Genomic DNA, 18,665 nt, shown 5'->3' with positions numbered 1-18,665 from the left:
TCCCCGGTGACCGCCGCCGTCGCCGTCCAGGCCGGGGCGGACTCAGCCGGCCGCCGGAACCTGTGGAGCGAGCAGCACCGGCAGCCGGGTCGTGCGGGGCTTGGCCGGGACCTCGGCCACGGCCCGCGGCAGCGCCTGCTCCACGCCGTGCACCACGGACAGATGGCGGTCGGCCCGGCCGAACGCCGTGTACACCCAGGGGCGGCTGAGGGCCTGCGCGGCGTCGCCGGGCAGGACCACGACCACCGCGGGCCACCGGCACCCCACCGCCTGGTGCGCGGTCAGCGCCCACCCGTGCCGTACGGACCGCTCCACCCGCTCCTTCGGCACGACGACGGCCTCGCCCGCGCACGACAGGTGCAGCCCGTCGGCGTCGGCCTTCACCACGCGGCCCGGCAGCGTACGGCCCGGCACGGGGGAGTAGGCGACACGGTCGCCCGGGTCGAAGCCGCCGAACCGGCCGGGGCCCGGGTTCAGCCGCTCCTTCAGCGCCGCGTTCAGCGCCCGGGTGCCCGCGGCGCCGCCGTGTCCCGGCGTGATGACCTGGGTCTCCTCGGCGGGGACGCCGATGGCCCGCGGCACCGAGTCCGCGACCAGCTGCACGGTCCGGTGCACGGCCTCGCCGGCGTCCCGCACCGGCACGATCACGACCTCCTTGCCGGGCGCCTCCACCTGGAGCAGCTCACCGGCGCCGATGCCGGAGACCAGCTCGCCGAGGGGCCCGGGGTCCGGCCGCCGGGAGGCGACCTGGGGGCAGATCCGTGCCGCCAGCAGGTCGCCGAAGACCCGCCCGGGCCCCACGGACCACAGCACCGCCGGGTCCCCGGCCAGCACCAGCCGCGCCCCGTCCGGCAGCGACTCCGCGAGCAGGGCCGCCGTCTCGACGTCCAGCTGCGGTGCGTCGAGGACGACCAGCAGATCGAGGTCCAGCGCGCCGTCCGCGTCCCGCCCGGGCCCCTCGCCGCCGGCCAGCAGCCCGGCCACCGTGGCGACGGCGGGTCCGGCCGGGCCGTCCGGTGCGGGGGAGTCCGGGGACGCGGCGGACGACGGCCCGCCCAGCAGCCGTGCGAAGCGGTCGCGGCCGATGGGGCCGTGCGTGGCGGCCCAGGCGCGCAGGCCGAGGCCGTGCGCGGCGCGCAGCAGTGCGGCCGGCTCGGCCAGGGACGCCTCCTGGCCCGTGTGCAGGACCAGTCCGTGGCCCGCGACCGCGCGGATCAGGTCGGCGGCGGAGCCCTGTGCGGAGGTGGCGGCCCGCTCCCAGTCCTCCGCCGAGCCGTCCTGCTTCGGCACCGAGTTGATCAGCCGGGCCAGGGCGTCGGCGAGACTCTCCTCCGCGAGCGCGTACCGCTCCAGGCCGACCAGGACCCGGACCGGGCGCTGCTCGTCCCCTTCCTCCGCTTCCTGCCCGTCGGCCCCGGCCCCGTGCACCGCGCCCTGGGCGGCGGGCTCGTCCAGGGCGTCCTGGAAGACCAGGGCCTCGCCCTCGGCCAGCGTGCTCTGCACGGCGGCGTCGGGATCCGGCACGCCCCGCTGGGACAGCGCGGTCGCCAGCCGCGGCAGCTCCAGGGCCGTGTGCCCGCTCAGGGCGGCCTGCTCCAGGAGCCAGACGGTGACCGCGCGCCCGCGCCGCTCGTCGTCCGGGCCGCACTCCGCCCCCAGCAGCGCCCGTGCGAATCCGTCGGCCTGCTCCGGCCGCACCCCGGTGATCCTCAGCAACTGCCAGGGGTCCGCGCGCAGCGAGGCGTCCGCGCCCTCGCCGAGCAGCGCGGCGGCCTGCGGTGCGAGCGCCTCGGGAGCGCCGCCCTCGGCCAGCACGCGCCGCACCGCCTGCACGGTCTCCGGCGCGGGACCGGCGGGTGCGCCGGCCGGCCGGGCGGGCACCGGCTGCGGCTGCCGTACGGGCTCGGGGGCGGGGCGGCGCGGGGCGGGCCGGGACTCGCCGAAGACCGCGGCGGCCGGCTTCTCGCCGCTCTCCACGGCACGGACGGCGGCCAGCAGCTCGGCCGCCGTGCCGCTCAGCTTCCCCCCGCTGCTGATCGGCCCGTGCTTCTCGGCCTTCCGCCGCTCGATCCGCTCCCGCTCGATGCGCTGTGCGGCCAGCTCGGCCTCGGCCTCGGACACCTGACCGCCCGCGGCCTCGCCGCCGGGCTCGCCGGTCCGCCCGGCGGGCGTCGCCGCACCGGCGTCGTCCGCTGCGGTCTCCTGCGCCCTTGCCTCCTGCGCCTCCGCCTCGGCGCCCGGGGTCCCCGGCTCGGCCTCCACGGCGTCCGCGGTGTCCTCACGGGATTCGGGCTCCGTGCTCACAGCGTGCTCCAGTCGTGATCGGGATAGCGGTGCACGGGCGCCGACACGTCGTCGAGCGCCCGGCAGATCTCGTCAGGAAGACTAAGGGTCTCCACTGACAATGCCGCCGTGAGCTGCTGCGCGTTCCGCGCGCCGACGATCGGCGCGACCACGCCGGGCCGGTCGCGGACCCAGGCCAGGGCCACCTGCAGCGGGGTCACCGCGAGCCCGTCCGCCGCGGTGGCCACGGCGTCCACGATGTGCCCGGCCGTCTCGTCCAGGTACGGCGCGACGAACGGGGCCAGATGCTCCGAGGCACCCCGCGAGTCCGCCGGCGTCGCGTCCTTGCGGTACTTGCCCGTCAGCACCCCGCGGCCCAGCGGCGACGAGGGCAGCAGGCCGACGCCCAGGTCCAGGGCGGCCGGCAGCACCTCCCGCTCGATGCCGCGCTGCAGCAGCGAGTACTCCATCTGCGTGCTGGCCAGCCGGCTGCGCACGCCCGGCGCCGCCAGCTGCCAGGTCGCCGCCTTCGCGAGCTGCCAGCCGCAGAAGTTGGACACCCCGGCGTAGCGGGCCCGGCCGCTGCTGACCGCCAGGTCGAGGGCGTGGAGCGTCTCCTCCAGCGGTGTGTACGGGTCGTAGGCGTGGATGTGCCACACGTCGACGTGGTCCGTGCCGAGGCGGGCCAGCGAGGCGTCCAGCGCGGAGAGCAGATGCCCGCGCGAGCCGTCGAAACGGCGGTCGGGGTCCGGCACGCTGCCCGCCTTGGTCGAGATCACCAGGTCCCGGCGCGGAACCAGGCCCTCCATGAGCCTGCCGAGCAGGTACTCCGCCTCCCCGTCGCCGTACACGTCCGCGGTGTCGACGAGGGTCCCGCCCGCTTCCCAGAACGTCTTCAAGAGGTCCGCGGCGTCATGCTCGTCGATGTCCCGGCCCCAGGTCAGGGTGCCGAGACCGATGCGGGACACGCGCAGGCCGGTGCGGCCGAGATGCCTCTGCTCCATGAACGCCGACATTACTGGCCGGGACTTGCGCTGTGGGGGCCTGTGGACAACCGAATCCCGCGCGCTAAGGTCTGGGCCCAAGGGACGTTACTGATCGGTAAGGGGAATCGGCCATGCAGCTCGGGATCAACCTCGGCTACTGGGGTGCCGGAATGGACGCGGACAACCTGGCCGTCGCCCAGGAGGCCGACCGGCTCGGCTACGCCGTCTGCTGGGCGGCCGAGGCCTACGGCTCCGACGCCGCCACCGTGCTCACCTGGGTCGCCGCCCAGACCGAGCGCATCGACGTCGGCTCCGCCATCTTCCAGATCCCCGCCCGCCAGCCCGCGATGACCGCGATGACGGCCGCCACCCTCGACTCCCTCTCGGGCGGCCGCTTCCGCCTCGGCCTCGGCGTCTCCGGCCCGCAGGTCTCGGAGGGCTGGTACGGCGTGAAGTTCGACAAGCCGCTCGCCCGCACCCGCGAGTACGTCGAGATCGTACGGAAGGCGATGACGCGCGAGCGGCTGTCGTACGACGGCGAGCACTGGACGCTGCCGCTGCCCGGCGGTCCCGGGAAGCCGATCAAGCTGACCGTGCACCCGCAGCGCGAGCACATCCCGCTCTACATCGCCGCGATCGGCCCGAAGAACCTGGAGCAGACCGGCGAGATCGCCGACGGCGCCCTGCTCATCTTCCCCTCCGCCGAGCACCTGGAGGAGACCGCGATCCGGCACCTGCGCGCCGGGCGGGAGAAGGCCGGCAAGACCCTCGACGGCTTCGACGTCTGCCCCACCCTGCCGCTCGCCCTCGGCGACGACAAGGACGTCGCCGCACTCGCCGACACCTTCCGCCCCTACACCGCGCTCTACGTCGGCGGCATGGGCAGCCGCAAGCAGAACTTCTACAACCAGCTCGCCCGGCGCATGGGCTACGAGCAGGAAGCCGCCGAGATCCAGGACAAGTACCTCTCCGGCGACAAGCAGGGCGCCGCGGCCGCCGTCCCGCACGACCTGATCGACAAGACCGCGCTCCTCGGCTCCGTCGACCGCATCGCCGACCGGATGAAGGACTACGCCGCGGCCGGCGTCACCACCCTGACCCTCGCTCCCGCGGGCTTCACGCTGGACGAGCGGATCGCCGCGCTGCGCGCCGGCACCGAGGCCCTGGAGCGCGCCGGCCTCGCCTAGGGCCCGTCCGACGTCTGGGATTTCCGCGGCCGTGGTGGGGGCTCGGGGGGTCTTCCCCGCCACGGCCGTCACGGGGAACAACGCCGCCGCGCCCCCGCGGTTACGCCCCTTCGCGGCCTGCGCGGTCCTTCTTTTGGCGGAGTTGTCCGGCAGAGGTGTTGCCGTGCCCGTCCGTCCGCACTTGACTCGTTCTTTGCGAACCCTGCAGAGGCAGAGAGGTGCACCCGATGCTTTCGGCCAAGAGTCTGTTCCAGGAGATCCTCGACCACGATGAGTCATTCCGTCTCTTCTGCTCCATCGCGGCCAGCGGCGAGTCGCAGGGCGGCTGGGAGAACGCGCGCATCGCGGCGCTGGTGCCGGAGAGCGAGCGCGCACTCGCCCCCAAGATCACCAGGCACGGCGCGGACGAGGACAAGCACGGGCGGATCTTCAACGCCCTGCTGAAGAAGCGCGGCCTGGAACCGGTCGAGGTACCGCCCGAGACCGACTACACGATGCTCCTGGAGCGGCACGGCATCGGGCTCGCGCACGAGAAGCTCAAGGCGGACCAGCCGCTGACCGTGCCGGACATCATCACCTACCTCGCACACAGCAGGGTCACCGAGCAGCGCGCGGCCGAGCAGATGCAGATGCTCCGGAAGTACTTCTCCGACCACCCGGACGTCGGCCGGGCCGTCCGCATGATCTCCAACGACGAGGACAACCACCTCGCCTACGCCCACGAGGAACTGCTGCGCTTCGCCCGCGCCGGGCACGGCCGGCTGATCCAGCGGACGCTGCGCGAGTGCGCGCTCGCCGAGATCCGCGTCTACCGGGACGTCAGCCTCGCGGTCATGGCCCACATGGGCCGCGTCCTCGGCTGGCCGAGGGCCAAGTCGGCGGCGCTCGCGGCGGGCATCCACGCGGTGTACCTCTACGAGCGGCTGGGCGGCTGGCGCCGCATGGTGAGCCTGCGGATGCCCGAGCGGCGCGACGCCCTCGGCGGACCGGCGTCCGCGGCCCCCGAGTTCGCCTGACCCCGCTACAGCCAGCCCCTGCGCTTGAACAGCCGGAACAACAGCACCTCCAGGGCGGCCAGCAGCACGATCACGGCCGGATACGACCACACCCAGTGCAGCTCGGGCATGTGGTCGAAATTCATGCCGTAGACCCCCGCGACCATCGTGGGGACCGCGGCCATGGCCGCCCACGCCGAGATCTTCCGCATGTCGTCGTTCTGGCGGACGCTCATCTGCGCCAGGTGCGCCGACAGGATGTCCGAGACCAGCCGGTCCAGGCCCTCCACCGACTCGTTCACGCGCGTGAGGTGGTCGCTGACGTCCCGGAAGAACGGCCGCGCCCGGTCGTCGACGAACGGCACCCCGGCGCCGAACGCGCCCGTCCCGGCCAGACGGGCCAGCGGAGGCGCCAGGGGGACGGTCGCGCGACGGAACTCCAGGATCTGCCGCTTGAAGGTGTAGATCCGCGACGCGGTGTGCCGCGAACCGCCGCCGGCCGGCGAGAAGACCTCGGCCTCCAGCTCCTCCAGGTCGTTCTGGAGCTCGACCGCCACGTCCAGGTAGTGGTCGACGGTGGCGTCGGCGATCGCGTACAGCACCGAGGTCGGGCCCTTTCCGAGCAGCTCGGGCTCCTGCTCCAGACGCCGTCGCACGGACTTCAGCGGGGAGCCCTCGCCGTGCCGGACGACCACCGCGAACCCGTCCCCCAGGAAGATCATGAGCTCGTCGGTCGAGACGGCGTCGCTGTCCGGCTCGTACACCACCGGCTTCAGCACGGCGAACAGCGAGTCCTCGTACACCTCAAGCTTCGGCCGCTGGTGCGCCTTCAGGGCGTCCTCCACGGCCAGCGGGTGCAGCCCGAACTCCTGGCTGACCAGGTCGAACTCGCCCTCCGTGGGCTCGTACAGCCCGATCCAGACGAAGCCGCCCGCGGCCCGTGCCTCGCCGAGCGCGTCGGACAGGTCCTCCGGACCGTCCGCACGACGCCCGTCCCGGTAGATGGCACAGTCGACGATCACCGAACGCATTCTCCTCCCGACGCGGCGCCCCCGCACCGGGTCTGCGCCTACTCTGGGCCGCATGCCCACGCTGATCCTGGTTAGGCACGGACGATCCACCGCCAACACCGAGGGGGTGCTCGCCGGCTGGACGCCGGGCGTCGCCCTTGACGAACGCGGCGCCGCACAGGCCGCCGCACTGCCCGGCAGACTCGCCGGGCTGCCCATCCGCGAGGTCGTCGCCAGCCCGTTGCAGCGCTGCCAGGAGACGATCCGGCCGCTGCTCGACGCCCGGCCGGAACTGCGGGCCCACACCGACGAACGGATCGGGGAGTGCCACTACGGCGACTGGTCGGGCCGCAAGCTCGCCGAGCTCAAGGACGAACCCCTGATGGAGGTGGTGCAGACGCACCCCTCGGCGGCGGCGTTCCCCGGCGGCGAGTCGATGCGCGCGATGCAGACACGCGCCGCCGAGGCGGTGCGCGAGTGGAACGCGCGCGTGGAACGCGACCACGGAGCGGACGCCGTCTACCTCATGTGCTCCCACGGTGACATCATCAAATCCCTCGTCGCGGACGCGCTCGGCCTGCATCTCGACCTCTTCCAGCGGGTGTCGGTCGAACCGTGCTCCGTGACGGCGATCCGCTACACCCGTCTGCGGCCGTATCTCGTCCGCCTCGGCGACACCGGCGACTTCGCCTCCCTGGCGCCGCGCGAGGAGCCGCCCGGCGACGACGCCCCGGTCGGTGGCGGTGCGGGCGCACCGTGATCGTCGGCCGCAGTAGGGTGAAGCGGTCGCAGCACCGCCTTCCCCCGACTTTCCATGGAGACAGGACGTGTCCCGTCAGGTGTTCCTCTACGACCAACCGGAACGTTTCGTGGCCGGCACGGTCGGACTGCCCGGGCGCCGTACGTTCTTCCTCCAGGCCTCCGCCGGCACCCGCGTGACCAGCGTGGCCCTGGAGAAGACCCAGGTCGCCGCGCTCGCCGAACGCATGGACGAGCTCCTCGACGAGGTCGTACGGCGCAGCGGCGGTAGTACCCCCGTCCCGGCCGTCGCCCCCACGGAGAACGCCGACACGGCCCCGCTCGACACCCCCGTCGAGGAGGAGTTCCGGGTCGGCACCATGGCGCTGGCCTGGGACGGCGAGGACCAGCGCATGATCGTCGAGGCTCAGGCCCTCGTGGAACTCGACGCCGAGACCGAGGAGGACCTGGCGGAGGCCGAGGAGCGGATGCTCCAGGACGAGGAGAACGGCCCGCCGATGCTCCGGGTCCGCCTCACCGGTGCGCAGGCCAGGGCCTTCGCCAAGCGCGCCCTCGACGTCGTCAACGCCGGGCGGCCGCCGTGCCCGCTGTGCAGCCTCCCGCTCGACCCGGAAGGACACGTATGTCCGCGCCAGAACGGATACCGCCGCGGGGCGTGACCGCCGACGCGGCGGACACCAGGCTGCTCGCCCGGGGCGAGCTGACCGTGCGCGGACGCATCCGTGACGCGTCCAACGCGGCGCTGTACTGCACGGTGGCCTACGAGGGCCGCGAGGCGCCCTGCATCTACAAGCCGGTCGCCGGGGAACGGCCCCTGTGGGACTTCCCCGACGGCACGCTCGCCCGGCGCGAGGTCGCCGCCTACGAGGTCTCCGAGGCGACCGGCTGGGGGCTCGTGCCGCCCACGGTGCTGCGGGACGGGCCGTACGGCGAGGGCATGTGCCAGCTGTGGGTCGAGGCGGTGCCGGACGGCGAACTGCTCGCCCTGGTGGAGGACGACGAACCCGGCCCCGGCTGGAAGCCGATCGCGTTCGCCGAGGTCGGCGAGGGGCGGACCGCGCTGCTCGTGCACGCCGACGACGAGCGGCTGCGGCGGCTCGCCGTGCTGGACGCCGTGATCAACAACGCCGACCGCAAGGGCGGGCACCTGCTGCCCGCCGAAGGGGAGCGGCTGTACGGCATCGACCACGGGGTGACCTTCCACGCCGAGAACAAGCTGCGGACGCTGCTGTGGGGCTGGGCCGGGGACCCGCTCACCGGGGAGGCCCTGACGGTGCTCGAAGCCCTCGGCGAGGCGCTGAAGGACGGCGCGGACCTGGCGACCCGGCTCGCGGAACTGATCACCCCGGACGAACTCGCCGCCACCCGCGCCCGCGTCGAAACCCTCCTGACCTCCGGCAGGCACCCGGAACCAAGCGGCGATTGGCCGTCCATCCCCTGGCCCCCGGTCTAACCCACCCACCACCCCGGCCACACCCCCGCCCTACCGGACGGCCGACCCCGGGCCGGCAGGCTGCCGTGAGGGGCCCCGGCGGGCCGGTGGCAGGGCGAGCGGTGACCCCCGGAGGCCGTCCTGCCGGACGGCGGCTGTGCCGGTGGGGGCTGTCCACACCGGGCCGCCGGGTCGGGCACGCCCCTGCCGGCGTGCCCGACCCGGCGGCCCGGTTCCCCGTGGGCGTTCTGATCTCAGTCGGCCGCCGGTGCGGCGCAGCATCGGGGGGCGGTTTGCGCAAGAGGGCCTTGTCGGCCATCCGGCTCGGTCCGGTTCGTGTACGGATCAGCCGTCCGGTTAGGCTCATGACATGCATGCCTGGCCCGCTTCCGAGGTCCCCGCCCTGCCTGGTCAGGGCCGCGACCTGAGGATCCACGACACCGCGACCGGCGGCCTGGTCACCCTCGACCCCGGTCCTGTCGCCCGTATCTACGTCTGCGGCATCACGCCGTACGACGCCACCCACATGGGGCACGCGGCGACCTACAACGCGTTCGACCTCGTGCAGCGCGTGTGGCTCGACACCAAGCGGCAGGTTCACTACGTCCAGAACGTCACCGACGTCGACGACCCGCTGCTGGAGCGGGCCGAGCGGGACGGCGTCGACTGGACCGCCCTCGCCGAGAAGGAGACCGCCCTCTTCCGTGAGGACATGACGGCGCTGCGGATGCTCCCGCCGCGGCACTACATAGGCGCCGTCGAGGCCATACCCGGGATCGTCCCGCTGGTCGAACGCCTGCGCGACATCGGCGCCGCCTACGAGCTCGAAGGGGACATCTACTTCTCCGTCGAGTCCGACCCCCACTTCGGCCAGGTGTCCCACCTCGACGCCGCCGCCATGCGCCTGCTGTCCGCCGAGCGGGGCGGCGACCCGGACCGTCCGGGCAAGAAGAACCCGCTCGACCCGATGCTGTGGATGGCGGCCCGCGACGGCGAGCCCAGCTGGGACGGCGCCTCGCTCGGCCGGGGACGGCCCGGCTGGCACATCGAGTGCGTGGCCATCGCCCTCGACCACCTCGGCATGGGCTTCGACGTCCAGGGCGGCGGCTCCGACCTGGCCTTCCCGCACCACGAGATGGGCGCCTCGCACGCCCAGGTGCTCACCGGCGAGTTCCCGATGGCCAAGGCGTACGTCCACGCCGGCATGGTCGCCCTCGACGGCGAGAAGATGTCCAAGTCCAAGGGCAACCTGGTCTTCGTGTCGCGGCTGCGCCGCGACGGCGTCGACCCCGCGGCCATCCGGCTCACGCTCCTCGCCCACCACTACCGCTCCGACTGGGAGTGGACCGACCAGGTGCTGCGGGACGCCGTCGCGCGGCTCGGCCGCTGGCGTGCCGCCGTCTCCCGGCCCGACGGCCCGTCCGCCGAGGCCCTCGTCGAGGAGATCCGCGAGGCCCTCGCGAACGACCTGGACTCCCCGGCGGCGCTCGCCGCGGTCGACCGCTGGGCCGAGCGGCAGCAGACCGAGGGCGGTACGGACCCGGGCGCGCCCGGCGTCGTCTCGCGCGCCGTCGACGCGCTGCTCGGCGTCGCCCTGTAGACGGGGACAAAGAGGTAAGGGGGCTTCCGCGGGCAACGGCTGCGGAGGCCCCCTCACCTGTGGTGGGGTGTTCCACGTCTGTTGACGGAACGGCCGGCCCCCGGGCCGGCCCTCTGCGGAAGGACGTACCGTGGCACCCACCGATCGCTCCTTCGCACGACTCGCACGACGAGGTTTCCTCACCGGCACCGCCGCCGTGACCGGTGCGGCCCTGCTCGGCGGTACCGCACGCGCGGCGGGGCACGACCCCGCCGGGGCCGCGTGGCCCAGGCGGTTCTCCCTGCCCGACGGCTTCAGCCCCGAGGGCATCACCATCGGCACGGCCCCGTTCGCGTACTTCGGCTCCCTCGCCAACGGCGACATCTACCGGGCGGCACTCGCCACCGGCCGGGGCGCGGTCGTCGCCAAGGGACTCGGCGTCGGCCACCCCAGCGTGGGCCTCAGGATCGACCGGCGCGGCAGACTCTTCGTCAGCGGCGGCGACAGCGGCGAGATCCGCACGGTCGACGCCGGAACCGGCGGCACCGAGAAGGTGTACGACACCGGCGGCACGTTCGTGAACGACGTGATCCTCACCCCGGGCGCCGCATGGTTCACCGACTCCTTCAAGCCGGTGCTCTACAAGCTGGTCCTCGACCGGCACGGCCGCCCCGGCGCCGTCGAGACCGTGCCCCTGAGCGGCGACTGGGAGCAGGGCCCGGACTTCACCGCCAACGGCATCGAGCGCACACCCGACGGCAGTGCGCTGCTCGTGGTCAACGCCTTCGCCGACGGCGGCGGCCTCATGCGGGTCGACCCGCGCACCGGGACCGCCCGTGCCGTCGACCTCGGTCCGGCCCGGCTCCCCAACGGGGACGGCCTGCTGCTGCTCGGCCGTACCCTCTACGCGGTCCAGCAGTGGCAGAACGCGATCGACGTGTTCCGGCTGAACCCCGCCGGCACCAAGGGCACCGCGATCGCCCGCATCACCGACCCGCGCTTCCGCATCCCGACAACCGTCGCGGCCTGGGGCGACCGGCTGTACCTGCCCAACGCGCGCTTCGACGTGGACCCGCCACAGCCCGACACCGAGTTCGACGCCGTCGCGGTCGATCAGGTCTGAACCGTCCTGAGCATGACGGGGCGGGGCCGCATGCGCCCCGCCCCGTCCCTCACTCCTCCGACGTCTCCTCGTCGTCGCCGCCGGTCTTCGGCGGCTTCGGCGGGCGGGGGCGGCCGCCCGGACTGTCCCGGAGATACGGCGGCCCGGCCGTGCCGTCACCGCCGTCCGCCGTGGCGTGCCCGCCCGGGCCGGAACCGTCCCGGCGACGCAGATAGCGCTCGAACTCGCGCGCGATCGCCTCGCCCGACGCCTCCGGCAGCTCCGCGGTGTCCCGGGCCTCCTCCAGCGTCTGGACGTACTCGGCGACCTCGCTGTCCTCGGCGGCCAGCTGGTCAACGCCCACCTGCCAGGCGCGCGCGTCCTCGGGCAGCTCGCCCAGCGGGATGCGCACGTCGATCAGGTCCTCCAGCCGGTTCAGCAGGGCCAGCGTGGCCTTCGGGTTCGGCGGCTGCGACACGTAGTGCGGCACCGCCGCCCACAGCGACACCGCCGGCACACCGGCGTGCGTGCACGCCTCCTGGAGGATGCCGACGATGCCCGTGGGCCCCTCGTACTTCGTCTCCTCCAGGTCCATGCGGCGGGCCAGGTCGGCGTCCGACGTGGTCCCGCTGATCGGAACCGGACGGGTGTGCGGGGTGTCACCGAGCAGCGCGCCCAGGATGACGACCAGTTCGACGCCCAGCTCGTGGGCGAAGCCGAGCAGTTCGTTGCAGAACGACCGCCAGCGCATGGACGGCTCGATGCCCCGGACCAGGACGAGGTCGCGCGGCTTGTCACCGCCGACCCGGACCACGGACAGCCGTGTCGTCGGCCACGTGATCTTGCGGACGCCGGCCTCCATGAACACCGTGGGCCGGTTCACCTGGAAGTCGTAGTAGTCCTCGGCGTCCAGCGCCGCGAACACCTCGCCCTTCCATTCCCTGTCCAGATGCGCGACCGCGGTGGAGGCGGCGTCACCGGCATCGTTCCAGCCCTCGAACGCGGCCACCATGACCGGGTCGATCAGCTCGGGAACCCCCTCGAGCTCGATCACCCAGCGCCTCCTTCCGACGTTCCCTCGCGTACCCCCCAACCTTACGGCGTGCCGAGGGGGCACCCGCAGCCCCCTTGCACGGGGGAGTGAACGGATCACTGCCCCGTTCGCCGCGGCCGGACACCCGTCGCGGCCTCGGACGTCGCGGCCGCCGGCTCACAGGCAGGCGCGCAGCCACTGCTCCACGGACGCGATGTGCACCGTCGCCCAGGAACGGGCGGCCTCCGCGTCCCGGTCGCGCAGCGCGCCGAGGATCGCGCGGTGCTCGTGGAGCGTGCGGCCGACCGCGTCCCGCTGCGTCAGCCCGCGCCAGACACGGGCCCGGGTGGTGGGGCCGGACAGGCCGTCGAGCAGGGAGCAGAGCACGGAGTTGCCGGAGTTCCGCACGATGCCCCGGTGGAACTCCAGGTCGCAGGCGACCAGTTCCTCCACCGACGGCTCGTCACCGAGGGCGTCCAACCGCGCGTCGAGCTCGTCCAGTTGCGCCTCGCTGATCCGGGAGGCCGCCAGCGCGGTCGCGGCCGGCTCCAGGATCCGGCGCACGGCCAGGAACTCCAGCACTGTGTCGTCCCGGTGGAAGTCGACGACGAAGCTCAGCGCCTCCAGCAGGAGTTGCGGATCCAGACTGCTGACGTAGGTGCCGTCGCCCTGCCGGACGTCCAGGATCCGCGTCAGTGACAGGGCGCGTACGGCCTCCCGCAGGGAGTTGCGGGACAGCCCGAGCTCGGCGGCGAGTTCGCTCTCCTTGGGCAGCCGGTCCCCGGGCCGCAGCGCGCCGGAGACGATCATGGCCTTGATCTTCTCGATCGCCTCGTCGGTGACTGCCACGTCCGGCCTCCCTGTGTCGCGCTGACGCCCCTAGACATCCGATGTCTTCAGGCCATTATGAGGGCGCCGGACGGGTATGGGGCGCCGGACGGGCCGCGGACGCGCACCGCGCACACGCCGGGCGGCGGCCCCGTCGCCGCGAAGCCGCCGCCCTCGGGCACCCGGGTCCTACTTCTTGTCGAGCAGGTCCTGGACCTTGGCGCGGACGTCGTCCGTGGCCAGGCCGCGGATCGTCAGCGTGGTCCGGCGGCGCAGCACGTCGTCCGGGGTCTCGGCCCACTCGTGGTCGCGGGCCCACACGACCTGCGCCCAGATCTCCGGGGCGTCGGGGTGGACACGCTCGGCCAGCTCCGGGTCGTCGTTGGCCAGACGGGCGATGTCGAAGGCCAGCGAGCCGTAGTGCGTGGCCAGGTGCCTGGCGGTGTCGGCCGCCATGCGCGGGCCGGGCGCCGGGCGGTCCACCAGCAGCCGGTGGGCGACCGCGCGCGGGTTGGCGACGCCGGGCAGCGGCAGCTTCTTCGGCAGGGAGGCGATCGGCTCGAAGTCGTCACCGAGCGGGTGGCCGGGCAGCGACTCCAGCTTCTTCATCACCGTACGGCCGATGTGGCGGAAGGTGGTCCACTTGCCGCCCGCCACCGACAGCATGCCGCCGCGGCCCTCGGTGACGACCGTCTCGCGCTTGGCCTTCGACGTGTCACCGGGCCCGCCCGGCAGCACGCGCAGCCCGGCGAAGGCGTAGGTGATCAGGTCCCGGTCGAGCTGCTGGTCGCGGATGGAGAAGGCGGCCTCGTCGAGGATCTGGGCTATGTCCTTGTCGTTGACCGCGACGTCCGCCGGATCGCCCTCGTACTCCTCGTCGGTCGTGCCGAGCAGCAGCATGTCCTCCCAGGGGAGGGCGAAGGTGATGCGGTACTTGTCGATCGGGGTCGCCAGCGCGGCCTTCCACGGGGAGGTGCGCTTGAGCACCAGGTGCGCGCCCTTCGACAGGCGGATGGACGGCGCCGCGTTCGGGTCCTCCATCCGGCGCAGGTGGTCCACCCACGGGCCGGTGGCGTTGAGCACCAGACGGGCGTTCACCCCGAACTCCTCGCCGGACAGCCGGTCCTTCAGCTCGGCGCCCGTCACCCGGCCCTTGGTGAAGCGCAGTCCGGTGACCTCGGCGTGGTTGAGGACGACCGCGCCCGCCTCGACCGCCGCGCGCACGGTCATCAGGGCCATGCGGGCGTCGTTCATCTGGTCGTCGCCGTACACGGCCACGGCCTTGAGGTTCTCGGTGCGCAGCTCGGGCACGTCCGCCTGCGCCTTGGCGGGGGAGAGCAGGTGGCCGACGCCGTCGCCGAACGCCGACAGCGCGGAGTAGGCGAAGACGCCCGCGCCGAGCTTCGCCGCGCCGTGCGGCCCGCCCTTGTACACGGGGAGGTAGAAGGTGAGCGGGTTCGCCAGGTGGGGGGCCACCTGACGGGAGACCGCACGGCGCTCGAAGTGGTTCTCCGCGACCAGCTTCACCGCGCCGGTCTGCAGGTAGCGCAGTCCGCCGTGGAGCAGCTTGGAGGAGGCGGAGGAGGTGGCGCCGGCGAAGTCGCCGGCGTCGACCAGGCCCACCCTGAGACCGGACTGCGCGGCGTGCCAGGCGGTGGAGATGCCGAGGATGCCGCCGCCGATCACGAGGAGGTCGTACGACGCCTTGGAGAGCTGCTCCCGGGTCTCGGCCCGGCTCGGGTTCGAGCCGGAGGCCGGGTGCGTCCCCAGGGCAGGCACGGACTGCAGGGTGGACTGAGTGGTCATCGCGGTTTCTTACTCCTCGTCCTCGAGCCAGCCCATGGTCCGCTCGACGGCCTTGAGCCAGTTCTTGTACTCACGGTCGCGGGTCTCCGCGTCCATGCGGGGGGTCCACTCGGCGGCCCGCCGCCAGTTGGCGCGCAGGTCGTCGGTGCTGTTCCAGAAGCCGACGGCGAGGCCGGCGGCGTAGGCGGCGCCGAGGCAGGTGGTCTCGGCGACCATCGGGCGCACCACCGGGGCGTCCAGGAAGTCGGCGAGGGTCTGCATCAGCAGGTTGTTGGAGGTCATGCCGCCGTCGACCTTGAGGGCGGTCAGCTCGACGCCGGAGTCCTTGGTCATGGCGTCGGCGATCTCCCGCGTCTGCCAGGCGGTGGCCTCCAGGACGGCGCGCGCGAGGTGCGCCTTGGTGACGTACCGGGTCAGGCCGGCGATCACGCCGCGGGCGTCGGAGCGCCAGTACGGGGCGAAGAGGCCGGAGAAGGCCGGTACGAAGTAGGCGCCGCCGTTGTCCTCGACCGACAGGGCGAGGGTCTCGATCTCGGCGGCGGTGGAGATCAGGCCCATCTGGTCGCGCATCCACTGCACCAGCGAACCGGTGACGGCGATCGAGCCCTCCAGGGCGTAGACCGGCTTGTCGTCGCCGATCTGGTAGCCGACGGTGGTCAGCAGGCCGCTGTAGGAGTTGATGATCTTGTCGCCGGTGTTCATCACCATGAAGGTGCCGGTGCCGTACGTCGACTTGGTCTCGCCCTCGGCGAAACACGTCTGGCCGAACAGCGCCGCCTGCTGGTCGCCGAGCGCGGAGGCGACGGGGATGCCGCCCAGCAGCTCGCCCAGCTTGCCGCCCTTGATCTCGCCGTAGACCTCGGCCGAGGAGCGGATCTCGGGCAGCATCTGCGTCGGCACGCCGATCGACTCGCAGATCCGCTCGTCCCACTCCATGGTGTGCAGGTTCATCAGCAGCGTGCGGGAGGCGTTGGTGACGTCGGTGACGTGCCTGCCGCCGTTGGTGCCGCCGGTCAGGTTCCAGATGACCCAGGTGTCCATGGTGCCGAAGAGCAGGTCGCCCGCCTCGGCGCGTTCGCGCAGGCCGTCGACGTTGTCCAGCAGCCAGCGGGCCTTGGGGCCGGCGAAGTAGGAGGCCAGCGGCAGGCCGGTCTCGCGGCGGAAGCGGTCCTGGCCGACGTTGCGGCCGAGTTCGCGGCACAGGGCGTCGGTGCGGGTGTCCTGCCAGACGATGGCGTTGTGGACGGGCTCACCGGTGTTCCTGTCCCAGACGAGCGTGGTCTCGCGCTGGTTGGTGATGCCGATGGCCTTGATGTCGTCGCGGGTGATGCCGGCCTTCTCGACCGCGCCGGCGACGACCTCCTGGACGTTGGTCCAGATCTCGGTGGCGTCGTGCTCGACCCAGCCGGGCTTGGGGAAGATCTGCTCGTGCTCCTTCTGGTCGACCGAGACGATGCGGCCGTCGCGGTCGAAGACGATGCAGCGGGAGGAGGTCGTGCCCTGGTCGATGGCGGCGATGAAGGGTCCGGCGGTGTGGGCGTCGGTCACTGTGTGCTCCTGGGGTTCCGTGGTGGTGGGCCGGTGCGTACGGCGCGTGCTGAGCGGCTCGGGGCTCCGTGCTTCGGTGGGCGAGGCGCGGTGCTCCTAGGCGAAGGCGACGTTGTAGACGCCGGCGGCGATCGCGCCGCCGATCAGCGGACCGACGACCGGGATCCAGGCGTAGCTCCAGTCGGAGCCGCCCTTGTTGGGCAGGGGCAGCAGGGCGTGCACGATGCGCGGACCGAGGTCACGGGCCGGGTTGATCGCGTAGCCGGTGGGGCCGCCGAGGGACAGGCCGATCGAGACCACCACGAAGGAGGTGATCAGGGCGCCGAGGATGCCGAGTCCGTTGCCCTCGTCGTTCAGGCCCTGGGTGAGGATGGCGAGCAGCAGGACGAAGGTGCCGATGATCTCCGTGGCGAGGTTCTGCACCGCGTTGCGGACCTCGGGGCCGGTGGAGAAGATGCCGAGGACGGGACCCGCGCCCGTCTCCTGCGCCTCGACCGACTTGGCCGCCGTGTCCTGCGCGCCCGGACCGCCGACGATCTCGCGGTCGGTGAGGTGGGCCTGGAACTGGCCGTAGTAGGCGACCCACACCAGGGCCGCGCCGATCATGGCGCCGAGGATCTGTCCGGCGAAGTAGGTCGGGACGTTGCTCCAGTCCCCGTCCTTGATCGCGATGCCGACCGTCACGGCCGGGTTGAGGTGCGCGCCGGAGAGCGGACCCGAGATGTACGCGGCCGTCATGACGGCGAAACCCCACCCGAAGGCGATGGCGAGCCAGCCGGCGTTGCGGGCCTTGGAGGCCTTGAGCGTGACGGCGGCGCAGACACCGCCGCCGAGCAGGATGAGTATGGCGGTACCGATGGTCTCGCCGATGAAGATGTCGGAGCTGGACACCCGCGACTCCTTTGTCCTTCGTCCAGGGGAAGCCGAACTCCCGGGTCCCTCCGGGTGTTCCGGCGCCCTCGGTGTGAGAGCGATGGCGGCCCTTGGCGTTGTCACACTCTAACGCGTATTGCCGGTAGGTGTTCGACAATGCCGACCGATGGACGGGAGTCTTGCTCTGGCGTCACACGTGCGTCAAGAGTCCTGTTATCGAAAGCACGATCGTTATTGATCGCCGGCGGTTATCGGTCTCGCGGGGGCTGTGCGCCCGGGCATTCGCGGTGTATGTCCCGTTTCAGGGTAGGTCGATGGCCGGAACGACGCAGTCGTCCCGGTCCCACCTGCGTGTCCGCCGCTCAGAACCGCCCGGCGCCCAGGTCCCGCGACACCGCGCGGGCACAGTCCCGTACCGCCGCGACCAGCTCGGGGCGCAGCTCGCCGTCCCGGCACAGCCGCTCCACGGCGCCGGTGATGCCGACCGCGCCGACCGGCATGCGGCGCCGGTCGTGGATGGGTGCGGCGATGGACGCGACGCCCTCCCAGGTCTCCTCGACGTCCGCCGCGTATCCCCGCGCGCGCGTGATGTCGAGGATGTGCTCGAACCCGTCCAGCTCGCAGACGGTCCGGTCGGTGAACGCCTTGCGGTCGGCCTCCAGGGCCTCGCTGCGGGCCACCGGGTCGTAGGCCGACAGCACCTTGCCGAGGGCCGTGGAGTGCAGCGGCTGCATGGCCCCGATCTCCAGGACCTGCCGGCTGTCGTCGGGTCGGAAGACGTGGTGCACGATCAGCACCCCCTGCTGGTGCAGGACGCCGAGGTGCACGCTCTCGCCGCTGGACCGGGCCAGGTCGTCCGTCCACACCAGGGCGCGCGCCCGCAGCTCGTGCACGTCGAGGTAGGTCGTGCCCAGGCGCAGCAGTTCGGCGCCGAGCTGGTAGCGCCCGGAGGCGTCGTCCTGCTCGACGAAGCCCTCCTGCTGGAGGGTGCGCAGGATGCCGTGGGCGGTGCCCTTGGCGAGGCCCAGCGACGAGGCGATGTCCGACAGGCCGAGCCGCCGCTCGCCGCCCGCGAGCAGGCGCAGCATCGCGGCCGCCCGTTCGAGCGACTGGATGTTCCGTGCCATCGCCGTAGTGCCCTCCGTCCCCTTCGACTGCCGATCCCGACGCATTCCAACATCGTTCGGCAATGCCGAACACTACCGGTCGATGCCGACCTCCCGCTAATGGTCGGTGGGCAACTG

16 protein-coding genes are annotated in these 18,665 nt (G+C 72.8%); 7 read left to right on the top strand and 9 right to left on the bottom strand.

Annotated features, from left to right (window positions below; translation table 11 throughout):
• Positions 1-42: 42 nt before the first annotated feature.
• Together H0H10_RS10695 and H0H10_RS10690 are read right to left on the bottom strand one after the other, a co-directional pair.
• Positions 43-2,304: a helix-hairpin-helix domain-containing protein gene (locus H0H10_RS10695; RefSeq protein WP_188180640.1), complete on the bottom strand. Its 2,262-nt coding sequence runs from the start codon at positions 2,302-2,304 to the stop codon at positions 43-45.
• Positions 2,301-3,287: an aldo/keto reductase gene (locus H0H10_RS10690; protein ID WP_188180639.1), complete on the bottom strand. Its 987-nt coding sequence runs from the start codon at positions 3,285-3,287 to the stop codon at positions 2,301-2,303. The genes H0H10_RS10695 and H0H10_RS10690 overlap by 4 nt, the downstream gene beginning before the upstream one ends.
• A 113-nt stretch (positions 3,288-3,400) precedes the next feature.
• Here H0H10_RS10690 and H0H10_RS10685 point away from each other — a divergent pair, with 113 nt between their 5' ends.
• On the top strand, positions 3,401-4,456 hold the full coding sequence (locus H0H10_RS10685) for an LLM class F420-dependent oxidoreductase (protein WP_188180638.1): 1,056 nt from the start codon (positions 3,401-3,403) through the stop codon (positions 4,454-4,456).
• A 227-nt stretch (positions 4,457-4,683) separates the two neighbouring features.
• Entirely contained in the window at positions 4,684-5,472 is a 789-nt protein-coding gene (locus H0H10_RS10680; RefSeq protein ID WP_188180637.1) for a ferritin-like domain-containing protein, read from the top strand.
• A gap of 5 nt (positions 5,473-5,477) precedes the next feature.
• Here the strand turns inward: H0H10_RS10680 and corA are convergent, their stop codons facing one another.
• Complete coding sequence (corA, locus tag H0H10_RS10675; RefSeq protein ID WP_188180636.1) at positions 5,478-6,473, bottom strand: magnesium/cobalt transporter CorA; 996 nt, start codon at positions 6,471-6,473, stop codon at positions 5,478-5,480.
• Between the two features lie 61 nt (positions 6,474-6,534).
• Here corA and H0H10_RS10670 point away from each other — a divergent pair, with 61 nt between their 5' ends.
• The 5 genes from H0H10_RS10670 (at position 6,535) to H0H10_RS10650 (ending at position 11,354) form a co-directional block, all read left to right on the top strand.
• The gene (locus H0H10_RS10670) at positions 6,535-7,221 is read left to right on the top strand and encodes a histidine phosphatase family protein (protein ID WP_188180635.1); all 687 of its coding nucleotides are present in this window, start codon (positions 6,535-6,537) and stop codon (positions 7,219-7,221) included.
• A gap of 67 nt (positions 7,222-7,288) precedes the next feature.
• On the top strand, positions 7,289-7,879 hold the full coding sequence (locus tag H0H10_RS10665; protein WP_188180634.1) for a DUF3090 domain-containing protein: 591 nt from the start codon (positions 7,289-7,291) through the stop codon (positions 7,877-7,879).
• A complete protein-coding gene (locus H0H10_RS10660) occupies positions 7,843-8,673 on the top strand; it encodes an SCO1664 family protein (RefSeq protein WP_188180633.1) in 831 nt (276 codons plus the stop codon). The genes H0H10_RS10665 and H0H10_RS10660 overlap by 37 nt, the downstream gene beginning before the upstream one ends.
• A gap of 349 nt (positions 8,674-9,022) precedes the next feature.
• The gene (mshC, locus tag H0H10_RS10655) at positions 9,023-10,252 is read left to right on the top strand and encodes a cysteine--1-D-myo-inosityl 2-amino-2-deoxy-alpha-D-glucopyranoside ligase (protein ID WP_188180632.1); all 1,230 of its coding nucleotides are present in this window, start codon (positions 9,023-9,025) and stop codon (positions 10,250-10,252) included.
• 130 nt (positions 10,253-10,382) lie between these two features.
• Complete coding sequence (locus H0H10_RS10650) at positions 10,383-11,354, top strand: SMP-30/gluconolactonase/LRE family protein (RefSeq protein WP_188180631.1); 972 nt, start codon at positions 10,383-10,385, stop codon at positions 11,352-11,354.
• Between the two features lie 49 nt (positions 11,355-11,403).
• Here the strand turns inward: H0H10_RS10650 and H0H10_RS10645 are convergent, their stop codons facing one another.
• The 6 genes from H0H10_RS10645 to H0H10_RS10620 all read right to left on the bottom strand — a co-directional run bounded on the left by H0H10_RS10645 (position 11,404) and on the right by H0H10_RS10620 (position 18,548).
• A complete protein-coding gene (locus H0H10_RS10645) occupies positions 11,404-12,387 on the bottom strand; it encodes a PAC2 family protein (protein WP_188180630.1) in 984 nt (327 codons plus the stop codon).
• A gap of 156 nt (positions 12,388-12,543) precedes the next feature.
• Complete coding sequence (locus tag H0H10_RS10640) at positions 12,544-13,215, bottom strand: FadR/GntR family transcriptional regulator (protein ID WP_188180629.1); 672 nt, start codon at positions 13,213-13,215, stop codon at positions 12,544-12,546.
• A gap of 168 nt (positions 13,216-13,383) precedes the next feature.
• Positions 13,384-15,000, bottom strand: a complete 1,617-nt coding sequence (locus tag H0H10_RS10635) for a glycerol-3-phosphate dehydrogenase/oxidase (RefSeq protein WP_188180628.1) — start codon at positions 14,998-15,000, stop codon at positions 13,384-13,386.
• 9 nt (positions 15,001-15,009) lie between these two features.
• Positions 15,010-16,548: a glycerol kinase GlpK gene (glpK, locus tag H0H10_RS10630; RefSeq protein WP_188180627.1), complete on the bottom strand. Its 1,539-nt coding sequence runs from the start codon at positions 16,546-16,548 to the stop codon at positions 15,010-15,012.
• Positions 16,549-16,644: 96 nt separating this feature from the next.
• Positions 16,645-17,439 (bottom strand): MIP/aquaporin family protein, encoded by a 795-nt coding sequence (locus H0H10_RS10625; RefSeq protein ID WP_188180626.1) that lies wholly within the window; start codon positions 17,437-17,439, stop codon positions 16,645-16,647.
• A gap of 344 nt (positions 17,440-17,783) precedes the next feature.
• Positions 17,784-18,548, bottom strand: a complete 765-nt coding sequence (locus H0H10_RS10620; protein WP_188180625.1) for an IclR family transcriptional regulator — start codon at positions 18,546-18,548, stop codon at positions 17,784-17,786.
• Positions 18,549-18,665: the final 117 nt, after the last annotated feature.

The sequence above is a fragment of the Streptomyces griseicoloratus genome, from assembly GCF_014534645.1.
GTDB classification, from domain to species: Bacteria; Actinomycetota; Actinomycetes; order Streptomycetales; family Streptomycetaceae; genus Streptomyces; species Streptomyces griseicoloratus.
This window is presented reverse-complemented; position numbering and strand designations above follow the sequence as displayed.